The organism is Mesorhizobium sp. W016, assembly GCF_054719485.1.
This window is the reverse complement of the sequence record NZ_JBTTIF010000002.1, coordinates 4,562,226-4,582,217: the sequence shown is the minus strand read 5'-3', so window position 1 is coordinate 4,582,217 and position 19,992 is coordinate 4,562,226. Positions and strand designations below refer to the sequence as shown.

The following is a 19,992-nucleotide window of genomic DNA, read 5'->3' as shown; positions in this document are numbered from 1 at the left end:
CCGGCATTGTGAGCCTATTCGGCATCTATCTGATTCTCCGGCGCTGCCTTCTGAAAGGCCGGCAGCGCCATGCAGGCGGCGTGGATGCGCGAGATCTCGGGGTAGGGTGTCAGGTCGACTCCGAAGCGGGCGTTGCTGGCGATCTGGGCGACCAGGCAGATGTCGGCGAGGCCCGGTGCGTCGCCATGGCAAAATGTGCCGGTCTCATCCGATGAAGCCAGAATCTTTTCAAGCGGCTGGAACCCTTCGTTCACCCAGTGGCGAAACCAGTGGATGACATCCTGGTCGCCGGCGCCGAACAAAGTGCGCAGCGAGGTCAGCACGCGCAGATTGTTCACCGGGTGGATGTCGCAGGCGATCATCTGCGCCAGCATTCGCACGCGCGCCCGGCCGAGCGCGTCCTTCGGCAACAGCGGCGGTTCGGGATGGGTCTCGTCGAGATATTCGATGATCGCCAGCGACTGCGTCAAAAGCGTGCCGTCGCCCAGGATCAGCGCCGGCACCAGCCCCTGCGGATTGACCGCTAGGTAAGCCGGCTCCAGATGGTCGCCATGACGCAGATGATGCGGCACGTAATCGTAGGTCAGGCCCTTCATCTCGAGCGCAATGCGTGCGCGATAGGAGGTGGAGGAGCGGTAGTAGTTATGGAGGACCAGATCGCTCATCGGATCACGGCTTGCCCATCGAATCTTGGCCGATGGTGATCTCGATGGTGCCGATGCCGTCGACACCGCCGGTCATCGTCTGACCCGGCGCTACCGCGCCGACGCCGGCCGGCGTGCCGGTGAAGATCAGGTCGCCCGGTTGTAGTGCAACCGCACTGCTGCAGATCGAAACGATATCGGCAATCGGCCAGATCAGTTCGGCGAGGTCCCCATCCTGCTTCACCGCGCCGTCGACGGCGAGCCAGATGCGGCCCTTTTGCAGGTGGCCGGATTTGGCGGCTGATACCAACGGGCCGCAGGGCGCCGAGCGGTCGAAGGCCTTCGACCAGTCCCACGGCCGGGCTGCTTTCTTGGCCTCGTCCTGCAGGTCGCGGCGGGTGAGGTCGATACCGACGCCGTAGCCCCAGACATGGTCGAGCGCCTGCGCGCGAGGAATGCGGAAGCCGGCCTTGCCGATCGCAGCGACCAGCTCGATCTCATGGTGCAGGTTTTTGGTCAAAGGCGGGTAGGGGACCGTGGTGCCGGAATCGACCACCGCATCGGCCGGCTTGGTGAAGAAGAAGGGCGGGTCGCGCTCGTCATTGCCGAGTTCGCGGGCATGCGCGGCGTAGTTGCGGCCGACGCAGAAGATGCGGCGCACCGGAAAACGCTCGGCAGAGCCGGCGACGGCCACCGACGGGGTTGCGGGCAGGGGAAGGACGAAGTCTGTCATGCGCGGGTCTCTGCTTCAACTGAGGGCACATTTGACCGATTTGGACCGCCGGGCAAGGCATCAGCGCTGGCAAAAGCGTCGGCTGCGCTCCGTGGACCAAGATGGCGATAGACTATTTGCCAATAAGCTGGCCATACCAGCGGGAGTATCGTGCCCACGGAGAACTGAAACGAACACCATGACCGCAATCAACGATCGCGCCCGGTTTCTGATCATCGACGACCACCCGCTGTTTCGCGAGGCGCTGCACAGCGCCGTGCAGATGGCGTACCCGGAGGTCGACACGGTGGAGGCGCGCTCGATCGCCGAGGCGCTCGATCTTCTGGGTGGGATAAAACCGTTCGATCTGGCGCTGCTCGATCTCAACATGCCTGATGTCCATGGCTTCGATGGACTGCTGCAACTCAGGACCCGCCATCCGCGGCTGCCGGTGGTCGTCGTCTCGGGCTATGAGGAGCCGAAGATCATCTCCGAGGCGTTGTCCTATGGCGCTGCCGGCTTCATCCCGAAATCGGCGCGCAAGAGCGATCTTGCCGCCGCCATCCGCTCAGTGATGGAGGGCGCGATCTATGTGCCGGAGACCTATGAGGGACAGCCACCCGACGCCGACAGCGCCGACCGCGCCGATATGGTGCAGCGGCTGGCCAAACTGACGCCGCAGCAGCTGCGCGTGCTGCAGATGCTGCGCCAGGGCCTGCTGAACAAGCAGATCGCCTACGAGCTGCAGGTCGGCGAGACCACGGTCAAGGCGCATGTCTCGGAGATCCTGCGCAAGCTCAACGTCTACAGCCGCACGCAAGCGGTGATTGAGGTGTCGAAGCTGGACAATGCGGAGCTGTTTCGCGATCAGGCCGGGTTTTGATCTTTACCCTCCCCCTTGTGGGGAGGGTCGATCCGCGAAGCGGAGCGGGGTGGGGGAGCTTGGCGCTGCACCCCGCCCCGGCGCTGCGCGCAGACCCTCCCCATCGAGGGGAGGGTATGGGGCTCAAGCCAGCAGATGCGCCAGCAGCGCCCTTAGCTGCGCCGGCTTTAGCGGCTTGCGCATCAGCTCGATGCCGGCGGCGCGGGCTGCTTTGGCGACGGCCTCCGATCCGTCGGCGGTGACGATCAGCGCCGGCACGGCGCGGCCGAGATAATCGCGCACTTCGGCTATTGTTGCGGTGCCGAGGTCGCCGTCGTCGAGATGCTGGTCGGCAATGACGATGTCGGGCACCCAGTCGGTGTCGCCGAGCAGGCTGAGCGCATCCTCGGTCGAGGTCGCGGCACGCACCAGGCACTGCCAGCGCTCGAGCAGGAAGGTCATCGCCTGCAACACATCGGCGTCGTTTTCGACCAGCAGCACCTTGGTGCCGAACAGGCCGTAGCCGCGCGGCCGCTCCATCTCGGCAAGGCTGGCGATGGCGTCGGCGCTGGCGCCGATGCCGACCGGCACATCGATGTGGAAGATGGTGCCGCGCCCGACTTTCGACGAAAACGTCACGGGGTGGCCGAGCGCGGCGGCCATGCGCCGCACGATGGCAAGGCCCAGCCCCAGCCCGCCGCCGGAAATTCCGGTATCGGCCGGAATGGCGGAGCCGCGATGGAATTCCTCGAACACCGCCTCGCGCTGGTCGTCGGGAATGCCGCAGCCGGTGTCGGCGACATCGATGCGGATGGTGTCGCCGCGATGCCTGGTGCCGACCAGCACGCCGCCCGAGCGGGTATAGCGCAGCGCATTGGACAGGATGTTCTGCAGGATGCGGCGCAAAAGCGTGCGGTCCGAACGCACCACGGCGCTGACCGGGCGGAATTTCAGTGTCAGCCCCTTCAGCTTGGCAACCGGCTTGAAATCCGAGCGCAGCGACGAAAACAGCGTCTCCAGATTGACGTCGCCAATGTCGGGCTGGACCACGCCGGCGTCGAGCTTGGAAATGTCGAGCAGCGTGCGCAACAGGTCTTCCATCGTCTCCAGCGAGCGCTCGACCTGACGGACGAGTTTCTTGCCCTCGTCGCTGGTCTGCACTTCGGCCAATGCCGAGACCGAGAGGTGGGCGGCGTTCAGCGGCTGCAGCACGTCATGGCTGGCGGCGGCCAGGAACCTGGTCTTGGACAGGTTTGCCAGCTCGGCGTTTTCCTTGGCGGCGCTGAGGTCGATGTTCGACTGTTCCAGCCGGCGCAAGGTCGAGTGCAGTTCCTCGGTGCGCATACGCACGCGGTTTTCCAGTGAAATTGCGGTCTGGAACAGCGAGAAGGCGTTGCCCTGCTGGTCCATCGAGCGCTCGACGCGGCTGACCAGAGCGGCGTTGATCTTCTTCAGCCTGTCGACGTCGTCGATGTCCCTGAGCGGCATGGGCTATTCCGCCGCCTGGCGTTCGCCGAAGGCGATGCCGGTGAAGGTTTGGTTCAGATGCATCGAACGGTACTGTTCGCCATAGGTGCCGAAGCCGATGACATTGTTGACCCGGTAGAGCTCCGAAATGTCGCGGAACACCTGGCGGTTGCGCGCGTCGAGCCGGCGCAGCACGCAATCGAAGCCGAGGATCATGTCGATGCCGCCGAGCCGCTCCTCGACGTCGCGCAGTGCGGCGCGCGTCGATTCCACCATGTCCTTGGGCTGGGCGATGGAGAGCACGACGCCGTCGTCTATGGCGCAGAAGAAAGACAGTGAGCCGTCGGCATGCATCTTCTGGATCGAGCGGCAGTAATATTCGCCGCCCACCTTCACCACCACCGGGTGCGAGGCGAAGCTCATCGGCGTCAGGTTCTGCGCAACGATGCCGACCGAGGCTGCATATTCCTCAGCCGCATTGGTGGCGTTGAATTCGCGCACGGTGCGGTGGTCCGGATCGGATGCCGTCACCACCAGCTTCTCGTCGGTGGGGACGAAATTGTCGGTCTTGAAGACATGGAACGGAATCTCGGTGGCGATCAGCACAATGATGGCGCTGTCTGACGCTACCTTGCCGTTCGAAATCAGCCTGGTGGTTTCGAATTTCAGATCGTCGCCCGCCGAACCGCCGAGCAGCGGGATGTCATCCAGCCCCCAATGGATGGCCGAGGTCACCGCTTCCTCTGCAAAGGACAGGCCGTCGATGAAGCAGAGCGCGAAAGTGCTTTTGGCATGGCAACTGCCGGTGCGTCCGCGCAGCAGGCGCCGCAAGCCCTCGACTTCATCAGTGATCCTGTCCATGCCCGACGAGGAGAGATTGTCGACCATGGTGCTGACCGCCGAAAACGACGCGGAGGGAAAGAGCAGCGCCAGCACATGGCCTTCCTCCAGGCCCTGGGGGGTAATCTCGCCGGCGGTCGAGCAGGCGGCGTAGGCCAGCGTCGGCGCGTGGGTCTTCAGCCCTTGCGAAAGGACGCTCGCGTCAAACAAGCTCTGGGAGAAGAACAGCAGGGCAAAGCCGGCATCGATGGCTGCGGCCTCGACGGCGACCGCCAGGGCGAATGCATCGGCGTCGGGCTCGTCGGTGGTGAGCGCCGACAAACCGGATGCATAGCTCGTCCGTGAACTGGCCAGAGGCTTCCTCCCGATATCCTCCGACGCTTCCTGCGCGCGCCCGTTTTATGTCTCTCGGCGCGCTGGCGTCGAGGGCATTGTTGCCTCCTATTCGCTCTTTGGCAATGGGGCGGACAGGCCCGTGATTTTCGTTTTCTCCATGACCGAAAGTACAATGAGCGCCGTGTGTTTTTTGCGCTTTGTGCAGTGTACCAATAGCGCATGGCCGAGCGCCAAAGCCGCATCGGCAGCATGACTACCAAGGTCATACCCAGGGAGGATGCATGTCGGACGTTTCGTTTGTCGTGAACGGAAAACGGATCAGCGGCGCTGCCGAGGACCGAACGCTTCTGGTTCATTTCCTGCGCGAAAATCTTGGTCTCACCGGAACGCATGTCGGTTGTGACACCTCTCAATGCGGCGCCTGCGTCGTGCATGTCGACGGCAGGGCAGTGAAGTCCTGTTCGATGCTGGCCGTGCAGGCTTCCGGGTCGACCGTGGTGACGATCGAAGGGCTTGCCAATGGCGGCGACCTGCATCCGATGCAGGCCGCGTTCAAGGAACATCATGGGCTGCAATGCGGCTTCTGCACGCCGGGCATGATCATGACGGCGACCGACATGATCGCGCGCCATCCCGAAGGCCTTGACGAGGCGACGGTGCGCGCCGAGCTCGAAGGCAACATCTGCCGCTGCACCGGCTACCACAACATCGTCAAGGCGATCCTCGCCGCATCGCAGACGATGGCGAAGGTGCCGAAGGGCAGGGCGAAACAGGCAGCGTAAGAAAGAAGCGAGTAGTGAATAGTGAATAGCGAGTAGTCGGTTTAGCCGAACCGCTCCGAGCACAGTTCCCTACTCACTGTTCACTATTCGCTACTCACTATTCGCTATTCCGGAGGAATTCCTATGGGCATTGAAGGCATCGGCGCTCGGGTCGTGCGCAAGGAAGACAAACGGTTCATCACCGGCGCCGGCCGCTATGTCGACGACATGGTGGTTCCCGGCATGAAGCATGCCGCTTTCGTGCGCAGCCCGCACGCGCATGCTCAGATCAAGAAGATCGACGTCAGACGAGCGCAGGCGATGCCCGGCGTCATCGGCGTCTTGACCGGCAAGGAGCTCAAGGCCGACGGCATCGGCAACCTGATCTGCGGCTGGATGATCCATTCCAAGGACGGCTCGCCGATGAAGATGGGCGCGTGGTCGCCGCTGGCGGTCGACAAGGTGCGCTATGTCGGCGATGCGGTCGTCATCGTGGTGGCGGAAACCAAGGGCCAGGCCCGCGACGCGGCCGAAGCGGTCGAGATCACCTACAAGGAATTGAAGGCGGTGGTCGATGCCACCAAGGCGCTGCAAAAAGGTGCGCCGCAGGTCCATGCCGAGGCCGAGGACAATCTGATCTTCGACTGGGAGATCGGCGATGCCAAGGCGACCGACGCGGCGATCCAGGCGGCGGCCCATGTCACCCGCATGAAGATCGTCAACAACCGGCTGGTTCCCAACGCCATGGAGCCGCGCGCGGCCCTTGGCCATTACGACAAAGCCGAGGACCATTTCACCTGCTGGACGACGTCGCAGAACCCGCATGTCGCGCGGCTGGTGATGAGCGCCTTCTACAATGTCGCGCCGGAAAACAAGCTGCGCGTCATTGCGCCCGATGTCGGCGGCGGCTTCGGCTCGAAGATCTACATCTATCCCGAAGAGATCGTCTGCCTGTGGGCGTCGAAGAAGACCGGCGTGCCGGTCAAATGGGTTGCCGACCGTACCGAAAGCTTTCTCACCGACGCACATGGCCGCGACCATGTCTCGACGGTCGAAATGGCGTTCGACAAGAACAACAAGATCACCGGCTTCAAAGTCGACACCATCGCCAATCTCGGCGCCTACATGTCGCTGTTCTCGTCTTGCGTGCCGACCTATCTCTACGCGACGCTGCTGTCGGGCCAGTACAACATCCCGACGATCCACGCCAATGTGCGCACCGTCTACACCAACACGGCACCCGTCGATGCCTATCGTGGGGCAGGGCGGCCGGAAGCGACCTATTTGCTCGAACGCACAATGGAGACCGCCGCACGCGAACTCGGCGTGTCTCCGGCGGAGCTTCGGCGCGCCAATTTCATCACCGAGTTTCCGCATCAGACGCCGGTCATCATGAACTATGACGCCGGCGACTATGGAGCTTCACTCGATGCGGCGACACAGGCGTCCGACTATGCCGGCTTTGCCAAGCGCAAAGCGGCGGCCGCCAGCCAGGGCAGGCTGCGCGGCATCGGCATGAGCTGCTATATCGAGGCCTGCGGCATCGCGCCGTCGGCGGCGGTCGGTTCGCTCGGCGCCGGCGTCGGTCTGTGGGAATCGGCCGAGGTGCGGGTCAATGCCGTCGGCACGATCGAGGTGCTGACCGGCTCGCACAGCCACGGCCAGGGCCATGAGACGACCTTCGCGCAACTGGTCACCCAGCGCTTCGGCGTGCCGCTCGACTCGGTGTCGATCGTCCATGGCGACACCGACAAGGTGCAGATGGGCATGGGCACCTACGGCTCGCGCTCGGGCGCGGTCGGCATGTCGGCAATTGCCAAGGCGCTCGACAAGGTCGAGGCCAAGGCCAAGAAAATCGCCGCCCATCTGCTCGAGGCCGACGAGGGCGACATCGTCATCGAGAATGGCGAGGTCAAGGTTGCCGGCACCGACAAGAGCCTGCCCTGGTTCCAGGTGGCGCTTGCCGCCTACACCGCTCACAATCTGCCGGCAGGCATGGAGCCGGGACTGAAGGAAACAGCCTTCTACGATCCGGCGAACTTCACTTTCCCGGCGGGCTGCTACATCTGCGAGGTCGAGATCGATCCGGAAACCGGCACGACCGAGATCGTCCAGTTCGTCGCGGCGGACGATTTCGGCAACATCATCAACCCGATGATCGTCGAGGGTCAGGTGCATGGCGGCATCGCCCAGGGCATCGGCCAGGCGCTGCTGGAAGGCGCGCACTATGACGATAGCGGGCAGCTGCTAACGGCGAGCTACATGGACTACACCATGCCGCGCGCGGACGACCTGCCGTCATTCAAGGTGTCGACCTCGAACACGCCGTGTCCGAGCAATCCGCTCGGCATCAAGGGCTGTGGCGAGGCCGGCGCCATCGGCTCGCCGCCGGCGGTCATCAACGCCATCACCGACGCTTTGGGGATTGTGGACATCGCCATGCCAGCCTCGCCGTCAACGGTGTGGGCGGCGATTAGGGCGAAGAAATGAGTGAGTAGGGAGTAGTGAGTAGGGAATGGGCATTACCGGAGATGACAGCGTCCCTATTCCCTACTCACTACTCACTACTGCCTAACCACTTCAGGGGAGGATCCCATGTACGCAGTCAACTACCACCGCGCCGCCTCGGTCGCCGACGCCGCCAAGCTGGTGAAGAGCGGCGACGCCAGGCTTTTGTCAGGCGGCATGACGCTGATCCCGGCGATGAAGACGCGGCTCGCCGCACCGTCCGACCTGATCGACCTGTCGCGGATCAAGGAGCTGCAAGGCGTCAAGGTGTCGGGCAAGACCGTCACCATCGGCGCCGCCACAACCCATTACGACGTCGCCAATGACGAGAAGCTGCGGAAGGCCTGTCCGGCGCTTGCCCACCTTGCGTGGCTGATTGGCGATCCGGCGGTGCGCCACAAGGGCACGATCGGCGGCTCGGTCGCCAACAACGACCCAGCCGCCGATTATCCGGCGGCGCTCTTGGCGCTGGGCGCCACCATCGTCACCAACAAGCGCGAGATTTCAGCCGCGAAATTCTTCACCGGCCTGTTCGAAACGGCGCTGAAAGAAGGCGAGATCATCACCGCGGTGAGTTTTACCGCGCCGGCCAAGGCTGCTTACGAAAAATTCCGCAACCCGGCCTCGCGCTATGCGATCGTCGGCGTGTTCGTGGCAAAGGGCAAGGACGGGGTCAGCGTTGCCGTTACCGGCGCCGGCGATGACGGTGTGTTCCGCTCGAAGGAGATCGAAGCAGCACTGGCGAAGAATTTTGCCGCATCGGCGCTCGACGGCGTGAAAGTGCCGGCGAAGAATTTGATGACCGACCTCCACGCTTCGGCCGAATACCGTGCCAATTTGATCGCCGTGATGGCCAAGCGCGCGGTGAACGCCGCCAACGGTTGAACAGTGCCAATTCGAGACGGGAAGGGGCCATTGCGGCCCCTTTCTTTTTTGCGATCACAAACGTTGGCGCCAACACGCGCCAATCTCAAAGCTTCGCACTTGCACAAAGTTATCCCGCACTGCAATATAAACCGGGCGGGAATACGAGGCGAATCCGTGGCGCAGCGATGCGCGCTGCATCGGTTCTTGAGTGCGAAGGACGGGCATGGCCGACATCTCCGCAGCGTCTGTTGCCCTGCCGCGGGCCACAGCCGACAAAGCAGCTAGAGCAAGACTGGCCTATCTCGATGGCTGGCGCGGGCTTTCGATCGCACTGGTGCTGATCGGCCATTTCTTCCCCGTTCCCGGGATCAATCTCGGCGTGCTCGGCGTCGAGTTCTTCTTCGTGCTCTCAGGCCGGCTGATGGGCGAGATACTGTTCATCGAACGCTTCCCGCTGAAAAAATTCTTCAAGCGCCGCTTTTCGCGCATCTATCCCGCGCTTTTGGTGTTCGTGATATCAGCCATGATCGGGCTCTCCGGCACCTTTATCGCCTTCAAATGGAAGGCGGCGCTGACCGCGCTGACATTCACCTACAACTATGCCGGAATTCTCATCACCCGCGCCGGCGCGCTCGACCACATCTGGTCGCTATGCGTGGAAGAGCATGCCTACATCATCCTGGCGCTGATCAGCGTGGTGGTGACCGGGCGGGGTAATGTCGTTCGGCTGCTGGTGACGCTGTCGCTGCTGGCGATGGCCAATGGCGCCATTTCGTACTGGGTACTCGGCATGGATTACGAGCACAGCTATTGGCGCACCGATGTGCATATCGCCTCGATCCTGCTGTCGGCATCGATCTGCCTGCTCAAGCACGATGATCGGCTGCCGGCATTCCTGAAGAGCCCCTATGTCAGCCTCGTGTCGGCGGCGGCGGCTATATTGCTGTTCCTCGATCCGGTGCCGACGCCGATCCATTACCTACTGGCGGTGCCGTTGCTGGCGCTTGCCGTGAATACGCTGGACACCAGCAACTGGCATCTTACCGGCCTGCTTTCATCCAGGCCGATGGTGATGATCGGGCTATGGTCGTACTCGCTCTATCTCTGGCAACAGCCCTTCTACAAATTCGTCGCCGAGCAGGGCAGTGCGCCGATCCCGATGCTGGCGGCTGTCTTCGCCTGTGCACTATGCAGCTACTATCTGGTCGAGAAGCCCGCGCGGGCCTGGCTGAACCGGAATTGGTGAGGGCTACGGACTCCTAATCTTATGCTGCCGCGACGATCTGCTTGCCGATCATCAGCCAGCGACCCATCAGCCGGCGATCTCCTTGAGGTAGTAGCGCACCGCCTTCTTGCCGCCATGGATCACCGCGTCGCCGACCTCGGCGAAGCCAAGCGCGGCATGGAAGGCGTCCGAAGCCGGATTGGGAGGTTCGGCATTCACCTCGCAGGTGACGATGCTGTGGCCCGCGCGGGCGACTTCCCCGAACAGATCCTCGTAGAGCCGGCGGGCATGGCCGCGGCCGCGCGCTTGCGCCGCGACGACGACGCGGTCGACATAGACGAAGCGTGGATAGCGCTCGCGGAACCAGAGGAAATTCGGGCTGTCGTAGGCCGCATTCTGGTCGAAGGTCATGATGAAGGCTTCGAGCGTGCCGATGCGCCTGACGTAAAACGCTTCGCCAAGCAGGAAGGACAGCCGTTCGGGCTCGAGCCATGACAGTTCGGCGGCGTGCTCATTGTTGAGTGCGAGGATGGCCGCTTCGTCCTGAGGCGAGACACGGCTTATCGGCGACGGCCCAGTCACGGCTTCGCTCATCATGCTCTGGCCGCCGCAATCGTCGCGGCAACCAGCGCCCCATCGGTGACTGTGGTGCGGTATTCGCGGTCGAGATCGCCGCCGCCCATGCCGACTTGCGGGTTGCGGTAGGCCATGGCGCTCGGTACATCCTTGAGCGCGGCGAAGTGCATTTCCGTCAGCCCGGTTGATGCCAGCACCCCGGCGATGTTTTCGGGGTCCAGCGCGCCGCAGCCGAGGATGATGATGCGGCCGTCGGCCTGGCGGACGAGATCCGCCAACAGGCCGGCGCCTTCCACCGCGGTGTCCCTCTGGCCGCTGGTCAGCACGCGGCCGACCTTGCAGCGGATCAGCGCTTCCAGCGCCTCGGCCGGGTCGCGGGTCATGTCGAAGGCGCGGTGGCAGGTGACGGCGAGCGGACCGGCGGCATGGACCAGCGCGCCCATGCGGGTTTCATCGATGGTGCCGTCGGCATCGAGGCAACCGACAACGACGCCGGCGACGCCGAGGTCACGAAGCGCTGCGACATCGGCGAGCATCGAGCTGTATTCGGCCTCGCTGTAGAGGAAATCGCCGCCGCGCGGCCGCACGATGACATGGAAGGGAATTGTCGCGCTCTCGAGTGCGGCGCGCACCGTGCCGAGGCTGGGCGTGATGCCGCCTTCGACCAGGCTGGCGCAGAGCTCGACCCGGTCGGCGCCGGCGGCCTGCGCAGCCAGCAGTCCATCGATGCCTTCGACGCAGATTTCGATCAGGGGGCGAGCATTTCCGACCAAGGGGCGATCCTTTATGATTGCATGACGGCCAGCCCTAGCATCGGCTCGGTTGGTGGGGAAGCCGGAACAGCCAGTCGCTGCTTGGGCCAGCCCGGCAACCCGGCCGATCCGCAATTACTGGCGCAGCACCGTGTTCTTGGCGCCTTGTTCGACCTGGTCGATGACCAGCAGCTTGACCGGGCCGTCGCCGATGTTGGTGGCCTGGTGCCACTGGCCGATCATCTCGATGATGAAATCGCCCGTCTTGTAGGTGTTGCTGTTGCCGGTCTCGACATTCGTCACTTTGAGTGTCCCGGCCTCGACATAGGCGTAGCGGGCAAACGGGTGCTTGTGCACCGGCAGAGTGGCACCGACCGCAATGTCATAGGTTGAAACCAGGACCTGGACATTTTTCTGCGGCAGCACGATCGGCTGGCCGGACGCCGTCTGGCTGCGATCGGCAAGCGGTGTGACGACAACCGGCGGGATGGTACTGTCCAGCGCCCGAGCGGGGTTTGCAGATAGCGCTGCCGCGAACAGCAGCATCGATGCCAGGATCTTTCGCATGGTTCCTCCAGGTTTTACCGCCACCGCGCGGCGCGACGCCAAAGTTCTAACTCTCGTCAGTTACTGGAGACACAACGTCATCCGCCGGTGCCGTCGTCCATCATCGTATTCGTGAGCGCTTCATAGATGTTGCTGCATACCTGAGACCGCGGACAGTGTTTTACGATGAATGCCGGCACGACAGTCAGTGCGGCGGCGATCAGGATTTGCAGGAAGAGAGGAGCAGGCTCGAAGCGTTTGCCAAACAAGGCTCGGCAAGCGAAGTAGAGACTTTGAGCCAGGCACGCCCAGACAAGGACATGCAACAGCGTGCTCGTTGCTCTTGCATAGGGCGTTATGTATCCGTCGGGAAAGCCGACCATGCCAAGGTCGACGAGCCACTGCAGAGCCAGCAGGCAGGACAGGCATGCCCACAGAAAGGGCGCTACGCGGGTAACTAAAATTCTGCTGCGGTCAACGCTCATGTGCAATCGAAGCACAACAGCGCTCGGCCTTCCAGAGCGGCTGCTGCGTGGCTTGGAGTATCGCCTATTTAAGAGTGCGCAGCGTGATGGAGTAGCGGTGACCGGCGACCGGCGGAATGCTGTGCTCCCACTCGTGGCGCGCCGGACCGTCCATGAGATAGAGGGACCTCGGTTCGACCTCGATCGTCTCGTGATCCCATTTGGAGCCGTTTTTGCGGCGCAGCCGAAAGCTGCAGGGCGCCAGCAGCGAGACGCCGGCGACGAGATCGAAATGCGGCTTGTCGCGATGCCAACCTATGCCCGCGCCCGGCGGATACTCGTTGATGAGCACTTGGGCGAATTCCGTGGCCTGCCTGCCGGCAAAATCCGCGACCTTGTCGCGAAGCGGCAGCAGGAATTTCGGGATGGGCGGCGCTTCGACGACCTGGCGCCGGTCGTAGTCATAGCGCCAGCCGAAGCCGGCGACCTGCCGGTTGGCAATATGGCCATGGAAATCGAACGGCTTGAAGGACAGTTCATTGAGGTGACGGACCAGTTCCGCCTCTTCGTCCGTTGTGATCAGGCCCGGCCGGTAGGAAAATCCTTCCGGCAGCGTGTCGGCCGCGCCGAAGAGATCGCCCTGGCTGGCATACGCTGTTGTGCTGGATTTCGTCTGTGCCATCTGACGGAGAGATAGGAAGCCTCGCCGCCTGGGCAAGATTTTCGGCGTTGTGATGCGCCTCCCTGACGGAACCTCCGCATCGTTGCGGCATTACGCATTTTCGAAGCAGGATCTGGGGCGAAGCAAGATTTTGGGACGAAGCAGGATTTTCGACATGCCGTCCACTGCCATCCGCAACACCCATTACGACCCGTCGACGAAAATCCTCTCGGTCTGGTTCGTTCCAAGCGGAGCCCGCTACGACTATGAAGAGGTCGAGCCTGAGACCTATGCGGCGTTCCGGGCCGCCTTCTCGAAAGGGCAATTTTTCAACGAGTTCATACGCGATCGCTACCGGTTTCACTTGGTTGAAGAAGGGCGTCCGCGAGCAACCGGGTTCTGAAGGTGCGGTGATCCGTATAAGGTCGCGAACCCCAATTGCTTTTCGAATTGACTTGTTTCAACCTGCTTTGTGGGGACGGACAATGCCGTGGTCGAGATGGCCATAACATTGGGGGAGGCAGCTTTTGAAATGCATATTGATTATACTCGGCGTGGTAGGTGTCCTGTCTTCCGCTGCGTCTGCAAAAGATAATCGACAACACATCGACCCTGCCTATCAAAAAAACATCAACTATCTGGCCGGGCTGTCCGACGCCCAGTTGAAATTGGTCGTAACATGGTCAGCTAACGTCATCGCCGTTACGACGCGATGCCCGGCGCTGCAGCTGACTCCAGACGGAAAATCCAAAATAACGGCGATATATATCTTGTACGATGTGCAAGATAAACACCTGATGCCCAATCCCCCCAAATTCAAGAGAGCCATCAGGTTTTATGAAGGCGCTTTCCGCACGGCGGCGCAACGCACGGACAGCTGTCGGGCGGAGAAAGCCAAGGACCCGGGAAGCTACCGGTAAATAATTGTCGGCATGATCGCCTAGAAGTGATTTGGCTCGCCGGAACCCCGGCAAAGCGCTCTCTATAGCCCTTCGCCAAATCGCCGCGAGAACTCACGGCCCGAAAACGCGACCGGACCCCGCGGACGCGCTTCGCCTTGCTGGTGGCCCCCCACCGTCACCTCGCGACCGAGCCCCCGCAAAAATGGACCTGGAGGCTTCTAACGCGGGCATCGAACGTCTGGAAAGGCAACGGCGCTCTGGCTTGGTTGAATTCTCGGCCGCCACCGCGGAAATCGTGCGGACGGAAGCCAAAAGGCGACTGCATAGCCGCTCATCAAAGCCCTGTTCAACTCCTCAATTCGTGGTAAGGTGATCATACCAGTTAATAACATGACGATCGGCGCGGCCGTCGTTTGAATCGGGAGTAGGGATTACATGACGACGATTGCGCTGCTCGGTGCCGGCGGCAAAATGGGTTACCGCCTGTCGACCAATTTTCGCGGATCGCTCTACACGGTACGCCATGTCGAGGTGAGCGAGGCCGGCCGCGAGCGGCTGAAGACCGGACTGGGCTTTGACGCGGTCAGTGCCGATGCGGCGCTGGACGGGGCGGACATCGTCATCCTGGCCGTTCCCGACACGCATATCGGCAAGGTGGCGGCTGATATCGAGAGCAAACTGGCGCCTGGCACGATGGTGATAGTGCTCGACGCGGCTGCACCCTTCGCCGGCCATCTGCCCAACCGGCCGGACCTGACCTATTTCGTCACTCATCCCTGTCATCCGCCGATCTTCAACGACGAGACCGACATGGCGGCCAAGAAGGACTATTTTGGCGGCGTCAAGGCCAAGCAGCATATGGTCAGCGCGCTGATGCAGGGACCGGAAGCGGATTACGCCAAGGGCGAGGCGGTCGCGAAAATCATCTGGGCGCCGGTCATGCGCTCGCACCGTGTCACTGTCGAACAGATGGCGCTGCTGGAGCCCGGTCTATCGGAGACGGTGTGCGCGTCACTGCTTGTCGTCATGAAGGAAGCCGTCGACGAGGTCGTCGCGCGAGGCGTCGACCAACAGGCGGCGCTCGACTTCCTGCTCGGCCACATGAACGTGCTCGGCGCCGTGATTTTCGGCGAGACCAAGGGCGTATTCTCGGATGCTTGCAACAAGGCGATCGAATTCGGCAAGCCGGTGCTGATGCGCGACGACTGGAAGCGGGTGTTCGAGCCCGAAGAGATCGCCGCCAGCATTCGGCGCATTACTTGAGACAGAGCGAGTCGGGCGCTTGCCGGAGCGCCTCGATGGCTCGACACACCCGCCATGCCCAGATGCTTTCGCTCAGTGGGCACATGTCACCTCAATTAGTGATTGACTCATCATACCAGTTGGCTTAGCTCTTGATGGCTTGGGCAGGGATTCGCGAGAAGTAAGCCTGGGCGAGTGGAGGGACGGCGGGGGAGCAGCGATCGTTTGGGAAGCCGGCACCGGCATTCAGCCTGAACCGATCGGCGGCCCGCGTTGCGCGACGAATTCGAGTGCAGAGGCCTTGATTGATCAAGGCAATTTTTCAAACGGGAGGACATCATGAAACTCACACGCAGAATGACACTTGCGGCTTTTGCCGGCGTGCTGGCGCTTGGCACGGCGGCGCCCGCCTATGCGGCCGACCTCATTGCCATCATCACGCCCTCGCACGACAATCCGTTCTTCAAGGCGGAAGCCGTCGGCGCCGAAGCCAAGGCCAAGGAACTCGGCTACGAAGCGCTTGTGCTCGTCCATGATGACGACGCCAACAAGCAGTCCGAATTGATCGACACGGCGATCGGTCGCGGCGCCAAGGCGATCATCCTCGACAATGCCGGCGCCGACGCCACCGTCGCTGCCGTGCAGAAGGCCAAGGACGCCGGTGTTCCGTCGTTCCTGATCGATCGCGAGATCAATGCCACCGGCGTCGCCGTGGCGCAGATCGTCTCCAACAACTACCAGGGCGCCCAGCTCGGCGCGCAGGAGTTCGTCAAGCTGATGGGCGAGAAGGGCAATTTCGTCGAACTGGTCGGCAAGGAATCCGACACCAATGCCGGCATTCGCTCGAAGGGCTATCATGACGTCATCGACGATTATCCGGATCTGAAGATGGTCGCCCAGCAATCGGCAAACTGGAGCCAGACGGAAGCCTATTCCAAGATGGAATCGATCCTGCAGGCCAACCCGGATATCAAGGGCGTCATCTCCGGCAATGACACGATGGCGATGGGCGCGTATGCGGCGCTGGTTGCGGCGAACCGCAAGGAAGTCATCGTCGTCGGTTTCGACGGATCCAACGACGTGCGCGACTCCATCACCGCGGGCGGCATCAAGGCAACCGTCCTGCAGCCGGCCTATGCGCAGGCGCAGATGGCGGTCGAGCAGGCCAACGACTTCATCAAGAACAAGAAGTCGCCGGCCAAGGAAAAGCAGCTGATGGACTGCGTCCTGGTCAATGGTGACAATGCTGCCAAGCTGGAAACGTTTGCGCTGACCAACTGAGCCGGCGTGACATGAATAGCGAGGGGCGACCCAAGGGTCGTCCCTCGTCGCCATTTTCCGTGGGTGCCGACCACCATGCTGAACAACAAACCATCATGCTGAACAACAAGCCGAACTGGCCGATCCTTGTCGTTGCAGTCGGCATCAGCCTGACCGCCTGCAAGATCCTGCCGACGCCCTCGGGGGACAGCGGCAGCGCCGCCGCCTTCAATCCGGACAAGATGGTCGAGGAGATATGGGCGGCGAAGGTCGTGCCTTACCTCCAGCAGAAAGCCGGGCCGTTTGCCGAAGTCCACGCTCTGGCGAAAACCGATCCTGCTTCCGCCGGCGCCAAATATGGCAATCCGAAGAAGCAGGCGAATTCGCCATGGACCTTCGTGGTTCGCGTCGAGGGCAAGATCATCGCCGCCAACACGCAGTCGCGGGCAGCGACCATGGATATCGATGTCGACGGCGACGGCAAGGCCGATGCGCGGGTACAGATCGGACCGGCGATGCGCGGAACCGCGCTGCGCGACAGTCTCGATTTCATCCAGTTCAACGATTTTACCAACCAGATCGACTTCGCCCAGTTCGGCAAGGCGTTCAACGCCTATGCCGTCAAGGCCGTGCTTGCCAAACTGCCACGTGACGCGCTGGAAGGCCGGACCGCCAAGGTCCTCGGCGCCTATACGCTCGAAAACGGCCAGGACCTGCCGCTGGTGACGCCGGCGGAGGCAGAAATCGGGCCGAAGCCATGAGCGCTGCGGTTGCTCACGATGTCGTCTTGAAGCTGGAGGACGTCTCCAAGGTCTATTCCGGCACCGTCGCGGTCAAGCGCGCGAATTTCGAGGTGCGCAAGGGCGCCGTCAATGTGCTGGTCGGCGAAAACGGCGCCGGCAAATCGACGCTGATGAAGATTATCGCCGGCGTCGAACAGCCGACGCTCGGCCGGATCCTCCTGGAAGGGGAGGAGGTCTCCTTCTCGTCATCGGGCGACGCGGTGAACCGCGGCATCGGCATGGTGTTCCAAGAGCTGAACCTGTTTGGCAATATGACCGTCGCCGAGAACATCTTCGCCACGCGCGAGATCACCAACCGGTTTCGCAAGATCGACCGCAAGGAGCAGGAGCGCCGTGCGGCCCAATTTCTCGAACGCCTGCAGGCCGGGATAAGGCCCGACATGCTGGTCGAGGATCTGCGCATCGGCCAGCAGCAGCTGGTCGAGATCGCCAAGGCGGTTTCGCTCGATGCACGCATCCTGATCATGGACGAGCCGACCTCGGCGCTGAGTGCGGCGGAAGTCGAGATCCTGTTCAAGGTGATCGCCGACCTCAAGGCGCGCGGCGTGGCGATCGTCTACATCTCGCACCGGCTGGAAGAGCTGATCCGCATTGGCGACTACATCACGGTGCTGCGCGATGGACAGATCACCGGCCAGGAAGAGATGAAAAACGTCGACACGCGGTGGATCGTGCGGCAGATGATCGGCTCCGACGCCAAGGATTTCGCCAAGGCCGACGGCCATGTACCCGGCGAAGAAATATTCCGCGCCGAGGACATCTGCCTGCCGCGCGCGACCGGCGGGCTGGCAGTCGATCACGTCTCCCTGTCGCTGCGCGCCGGCGAGATCCTCGGCATCTATGGCCTGATGGGCGCCGGGCGCAGCGAACTGTTCGACTGCATCATGGGCCGCCATGGCCAGGCGACCGGCGCGATCTTCATCGCCGGCAAGAAGGTCAAGGAGCGGGACACGACGCGGCGCATCCGGCGCGGGCTGGCGCTGATCCCCGAAGACCGCCAACGCGAAGGGCTGGTGTCGATCCTCTCCGTCGCCAGCAATCTGACACTGGCCAGCCTGTCGCGCTTTGTCCGCCTGTTCCACATCAGTGGCGGCCAGGAGAAGCAGGCGGTCACGCAGATGGTGCGGGAACTGGCGATCAAAGTCGCCGACCCGGCGCAGGAGGTCTCGTCGCTGTCGGGCGGCAACCAGCAAAAGGTGGTGATCGGCAAGGCGCTGCTCACCGGGCCGAAGGTGCTGCTGATGGACGAGCCGAGCCGTGGCATCGATGTCGGCGCCAAGGCCGACGTCTTCCGCACCATGCGCAAACTGTCGCGCGATGGGCTCGGTATTCTGTTCGCCACCTCGGATCTCGATGAGGTGATGGCGCTGTCCGACCGCATCGCGGTGATGAGCAACGGAAAACTGACCGGCATGTTCGATCGCGCCGAGGCGACGGAGGCAGCCCTTGTCGCCGCCTCGGCACTTGGCCACGGACCGGCCCCGCACACGGAGAACCCATGACTGACATCCCGGCCAAGGCGGCTGCCCCCTCCGTCTCGAGCGGCTCGCTGCTGCTGACGCTGATGAAGGCGAGGACCTTCATCGCGCTGATCGCCGTCTTGGTCTTCTTCTCGATCGCGGCGCCGAATTTCCTGTCGACCGCCAACCTGATCCTGATGTCGAAACATGTGGCGCTGAACGCCTTCCTCGCCATGGGCATGACCTTCGTCATCATCACCGGCGGCATCGATCTCTCAGTCGGCTCGATCGTCGGCCTGTGCGGCATGGTCGCCGGCTATCTCGTGCTCAACGGCATCGACCTGCAATTCGGCTACACCATCTATTTCAACGTCGTCGAGATCGCGCTGATCACGCTGGCGGTTGGCATATTGATCGGCGCCGTCAACGGATTGCTGATCACCAGGCTGAACGTCGCGCCGTTCATCGCCACACTCGGCGTGCTCTATGTCGCGCGCGGCCTGGCGTTGCTGTCGTCGGACGGCCGCACCTTCCCCAACCTCGTCGGCAAGCCGGAGCTTGGCACCACCGGGTTTGGTTTCCTCGGCGCCGGGCGGCTGCTCGGCCTGCCGGTGGCGATCTGGATCCTGATCGTTGTTGCGCTGGTTGCGGCATATCTCGCCAAATACACGCCGCTCGGCCGCCACATCTTCGCCGTCGGCGGCAATGAACGGGCGTCGCGAATTTCGGGCGTTCGTGTCAACATGGTGAAAATGTTCGTCTACATGTTCTCCGGCTTCTGCGCGGCGATCGTCGGCCTGATCATCTCGTCCGAACTGATGGCCTCGCACCCGGCAACGGGCGAAAGTTTCGAGCTCAACGCCATCGCGGCGGCAGTGCTCGGCGGCACCTCGATGTCGGGTGGGCGCGGCACGATCGGCGGCACCATTGTCGGCGCCTTCGTCATCGGCATTCTTTCGGACGGGTTGGTGATGATGGGCGTGAGTTCCTTCTGGCAGATGGTGATCAAGGGCCTTGTCATCATCGTCGCCGTCGTCGTCGACCAAGCGCAGCGCCGGCTGCAGAGCCGGGTGACGCTGATGCAGATGGCAAAGGCAGGCTGAG

Annotated in this window: 21 protein-coding genes; 12 read left to right on the top strand and 9 right to left on the bottom strand. The window is 62.7% G+C overall.

From position 1 onward, the window contains the following. Nucleotides 1-14 precede the first annotated feature (14 nt). Nucleotides 15-665 carry a maleylacetoacetate isomerase gene (gene maiA / locus ACYG9V_RS22760; RefSeq protein ID WP_023688172.1) on the bottom strand — a complete coding sequence of 217 codons (651 nt, stop codon included), beginning with the start codon at nucleotides 663-665 and terminating at the stop codon, nucleotides 15-17. A 4-nt stretch (nucleotides 666-669) separates the two neighbouring features. Next, nucleotides 670-1,377 (bottom strand): fumarylacetoacetate hydrolase family protein, encoded by a 708-nt coding sequence (locus ACYG9V_RS22755; RefSeq protein ID WP_023688173.1) that lies wholly within the window; start codon nucleotides 1,375-1,377, stop codon nucleotides 670-672. Nucleotides 1,378-1,555: 178 nt separating this feature from the next. Between ACYG9V_RS22755 and ACYG9V_RS22750 the strand changes: the two genes are divergently transcribed. Then, nucleotides 1,556-2,239 carry a response regulator gene (locus ACYG9V_RS22750; protein WP_023672627.1) on the top strand — a complete coding sequence of 228 codons (684 nt, stop codon included), beginning with the start codon at nucleotides 1,556-1,558 and terminating at the stop codon, nucleotides 2,237-2,239. 123 nt (nucleotides 2,240-2,362) lie between these two features. Here the strand turns inward: ACYG9V_RS22750 and ACYG9V_RS22745 are convergent, their stop codons facing one another. Continuing rightward, on the bottom strand, nucleotides 2,363-3,706 hold the full coding sequence (locus ACYG9V_RS22745; protein WP_023672626.1) for a hybrid sensor histidine kinase/response regulator: 1,344 nt from the start codon (nucleotides 3,704-3,706) through the stop codon (nucleotides 2,363-2,365). 3 nt (nucleotides 3,707-3,709) lie between these two features. Then, the gene (locus ACYG9V_RS22740) at nucleotides 3,710-4,846 is read right to left on the bottom strand and encodes an FIST signal transduction protein (protein WP_352595532.1); all 1,137 of its coding nucleotides are present in this window, start codon (nucleotides 4,844-4,846) and stop codon (nucleotides 3,710-3,712) included. A gap of 296 nt (nucleotides 4,847-5,142) precedes the next feature. Here ACYG9V_RS22740 and ACYG9V_RS22735 point away from each other — a divergent pair, with 296 nt between their 5' ends. The 4 genes from ACYG9V_RS22735 (at nucleotide 5,143) to ACYG9V_RS22720 (ending at nucleotide 10,243) form a co-directional block, all read left to right on the top strand. Further along, complete coding sequence (locus ACYG9V_RS22735; protein ID WP_023725653.1) at nucleotides 5,143-5,643, top strand: (2Fe-2S)-binding protein; 501 nt, start codon at nucleotides 5,143-5,145, stop codon at nucleotides 5,641-5,643. Between the two features lie 123 nt (nucleotides 5,644-5,766). Continuing rightward, complete coding sequence (locus ACYG9V_RS22730) at nucleotides 5,767-8,112, top strand: xanthine dehydrogenase family protein molybdopterin-binding subunit (protein WP_023756366.1); 2,346 nt, start codon at nucleotides 5,767-5,769, stop codon at nucleotides 8,110-8,112. Nucleotides 8,113-8,217: 105 nt separating this feature from the next. Beyond that, complete coding sequence (locus tag ACYG9V_RS22725) at nucleotides 8,218-9,015, top strand: FAD binding domain-containing protein (RefSeq protein ID WP_352763548.1); 798 nt, start codon at nucleotides 8,218-8,220, stop codon at nucleotides 9,013-9,015. A gap of 205 nt (nucleotides 9,016-9,220) precedes the next feature. Then, nucleotides 9,221-10,243, top strand: a complete 1,023-nt coding sequence (locus ACYG9V_RS22720) for an acyltransferase family protein (RefSeq protein ID WP_023688179.1) — start codon at nucleotides 9,221-9,223, stop codon at nucleotides 10,241-10,243. Nucleotides 10,244-10,309: 66 nt separating this feature from the next. Here ACYG9V_RS22720 and ACYG9V_RS22715 read toward each other — a convergent pair whose 3' ends face one another. From ACYG9V_RS22715 to ACYG9V_RS22695, 5 genes are all read right to left on the bottom strand, one after another. Beyond that, nucleotides 10,310-10,816, bottom strand: a complete 507-nt coding sequence (locus ACYG9V_RS22715) for a GNAT family N-acetyltransferase (RefSeq protein WP_023701701.1) — start codon at nucleotides 10,814-10,816, stop codon at nucleotides 10,310-10,312. After that, nucleotides 10,816-11,571 carry a copper homeostasis protein CutC gene (locus ACYG9V_RS22710; protein WP_023697648.1) on the bottom strand — a complete coding sequence of 252 codons (756 nt, stop codon included), beginning with the start codon at nucleotides 11,569-11,571 and terminating at the stop codon, nucleotides 10,816-10,818. The genes ACYG9V_RS22715 and ACYG9V_RS22710 overlap by 1 nt, the downstream gene beginning before the upstream one ends. 114 nt (nucleotides 11,572-11,685) lie before the next feature. Beyond that, nucleotides 11,686-12,117 (bottom strand): cupin domain-containing protein, encoded by a 432-nt coding sequence (locus ACYG9V_RS22705; RefSeq protein ID WP_023681708.1) that lies wholly within the window; start codon nucleotides 12,115-12,117, stop codon nucleotides 11,686-11,688. A gap of 77 nt (nucleotides 12,118-12,194) precedes the next feature. After that, entirely contained in the window at nucleotides 12,195-12,581 is a 387-nt protein-coding gene (locus ACYG9V_RS22700; protein WP_023697647.1) for a hypothetical protein, read from the bottom strand. Between the two features lie 64 nt (nucleotides 12,582-12,645). Then, nucleotides 12,646-13,242: an alpha-ketoglutarate-dependent dioxygenase AlkB gene (locus tag ACYG9V_RS22695; RefSeq protein ID WP_023697646.1), complete on the bottom strand. Its 597-nt coding sequence runs from the start codon at nucleotides 13,240-13,242 to the stop codon at nucleotides 12,646-12,648. Nucleotides 13,243-13,396: 154 nt separating this feature from the next. Between ACYG9V_RS22695 and ACYG9V_RS22690 the strand changes: the two genes are divergently transcribed. The 7 genes from ACYG9V_RS22690 (at nucleotide 13,397) to ACYG9V_RS22660 (ending at nucleotide 19,991) form a co-directional block, all read left to right on the top strand. Next, the gene (locus tag ACYG9V_RS22690; RefSeq protein WP_023744756.1) at nucleotides 13,397-13,624 is read left to right on the top strand and encodes a KTSC domain-containing protein; all 228 of its coding nucleotides are present in this window, start codon (nucleotides 13,397-13,399) and stop codon (nucleotides 13,622-13,624) included. A 136-nt stretch (nucleotides 13,625-13,760) separates the two neighbouring features. Next, nucleotides 13,761-14,141, top strand: coding sequence for a hypothetical protein (locus ACYG9V_RS22685; protein ID WP_023805419.1), 381 nt, complete (start codon nucleotides 13,761-13,763; stop codon nucleotides 14,139-14,141). A gap of 417 nt (nucleotides 14,142-14,558) precedes the next feature. After that, nucleotides 14,559-15,386 carry a phosphogluconate dehydrogenase C-terminal domain-containing protein gene (locus ACYG9V_RS22680; RefSeq protein WP_023706030.1) on the top strand — a complete coding sequence of 276 codons (828 nt, stop codon included), beginning with the start codon at nucleotides 14,559-14,561 and terminating at the stop codon, nucleotides 15,384-15,386. A 318-nt stretch (nucleotides 15,387-15,704) separates the two neighbouring features. Further along, on the top strand, nucleotides 15,705-16,646 hold the full coding sequence (locus ACYG9V_RS22675) for a D-ribose ABC transporter substrate-binding protein (protein ID WP_352763552.1): 942 nt from the start codon (nucleotides 15,705-15,707) through the stop codon (nucleotides 16,644-16,646). Nucleotides 16,647-16,741: 95 nt separating this feature from the next. Next, a complete protein-coding gene (locus ACYG9V_RS22670; protein ID WP_352763555.1) occupies nucleotides 16,742-17,386 on the top strand; it encodes a DUF2291 family protein in 645 nt (214 codons plus the stop codon). Continuing rightward, nucleotides 17,383-18,930, top strand: coding sequence for a sugar ABC transporter ATP-binding protein (locus ACYG9V_RS22665; protein WP_023825735.1), 1,548 nt, complete (start codon nucleotides 17,383-17,385; stop codon nucleotides 18,928-18,930). Before ACYG9V_RS22670 ends, ACYG9V_RS22665 begins: the two co-directional genes overlap by 4 nt. Further along, nucleotides 18,927-19,991: an ABC transporter permease gene (locus tag ACYG9V_RS22660; RefSeq protein ID WP_023730743.1), complete on the top strand. Its 1,065-nt coding sequence runs from the start codon at nucleotides 18,927-18,929 to the stop codon at nucleotides 19,989-19,991. Before ACYG9V_RS22665 ends, ACYG9V_RS22660 begins: the two co-directional genes overlap by 4 nt. Nucleotide 19,992: the final 1 nt, after the last annotated feature.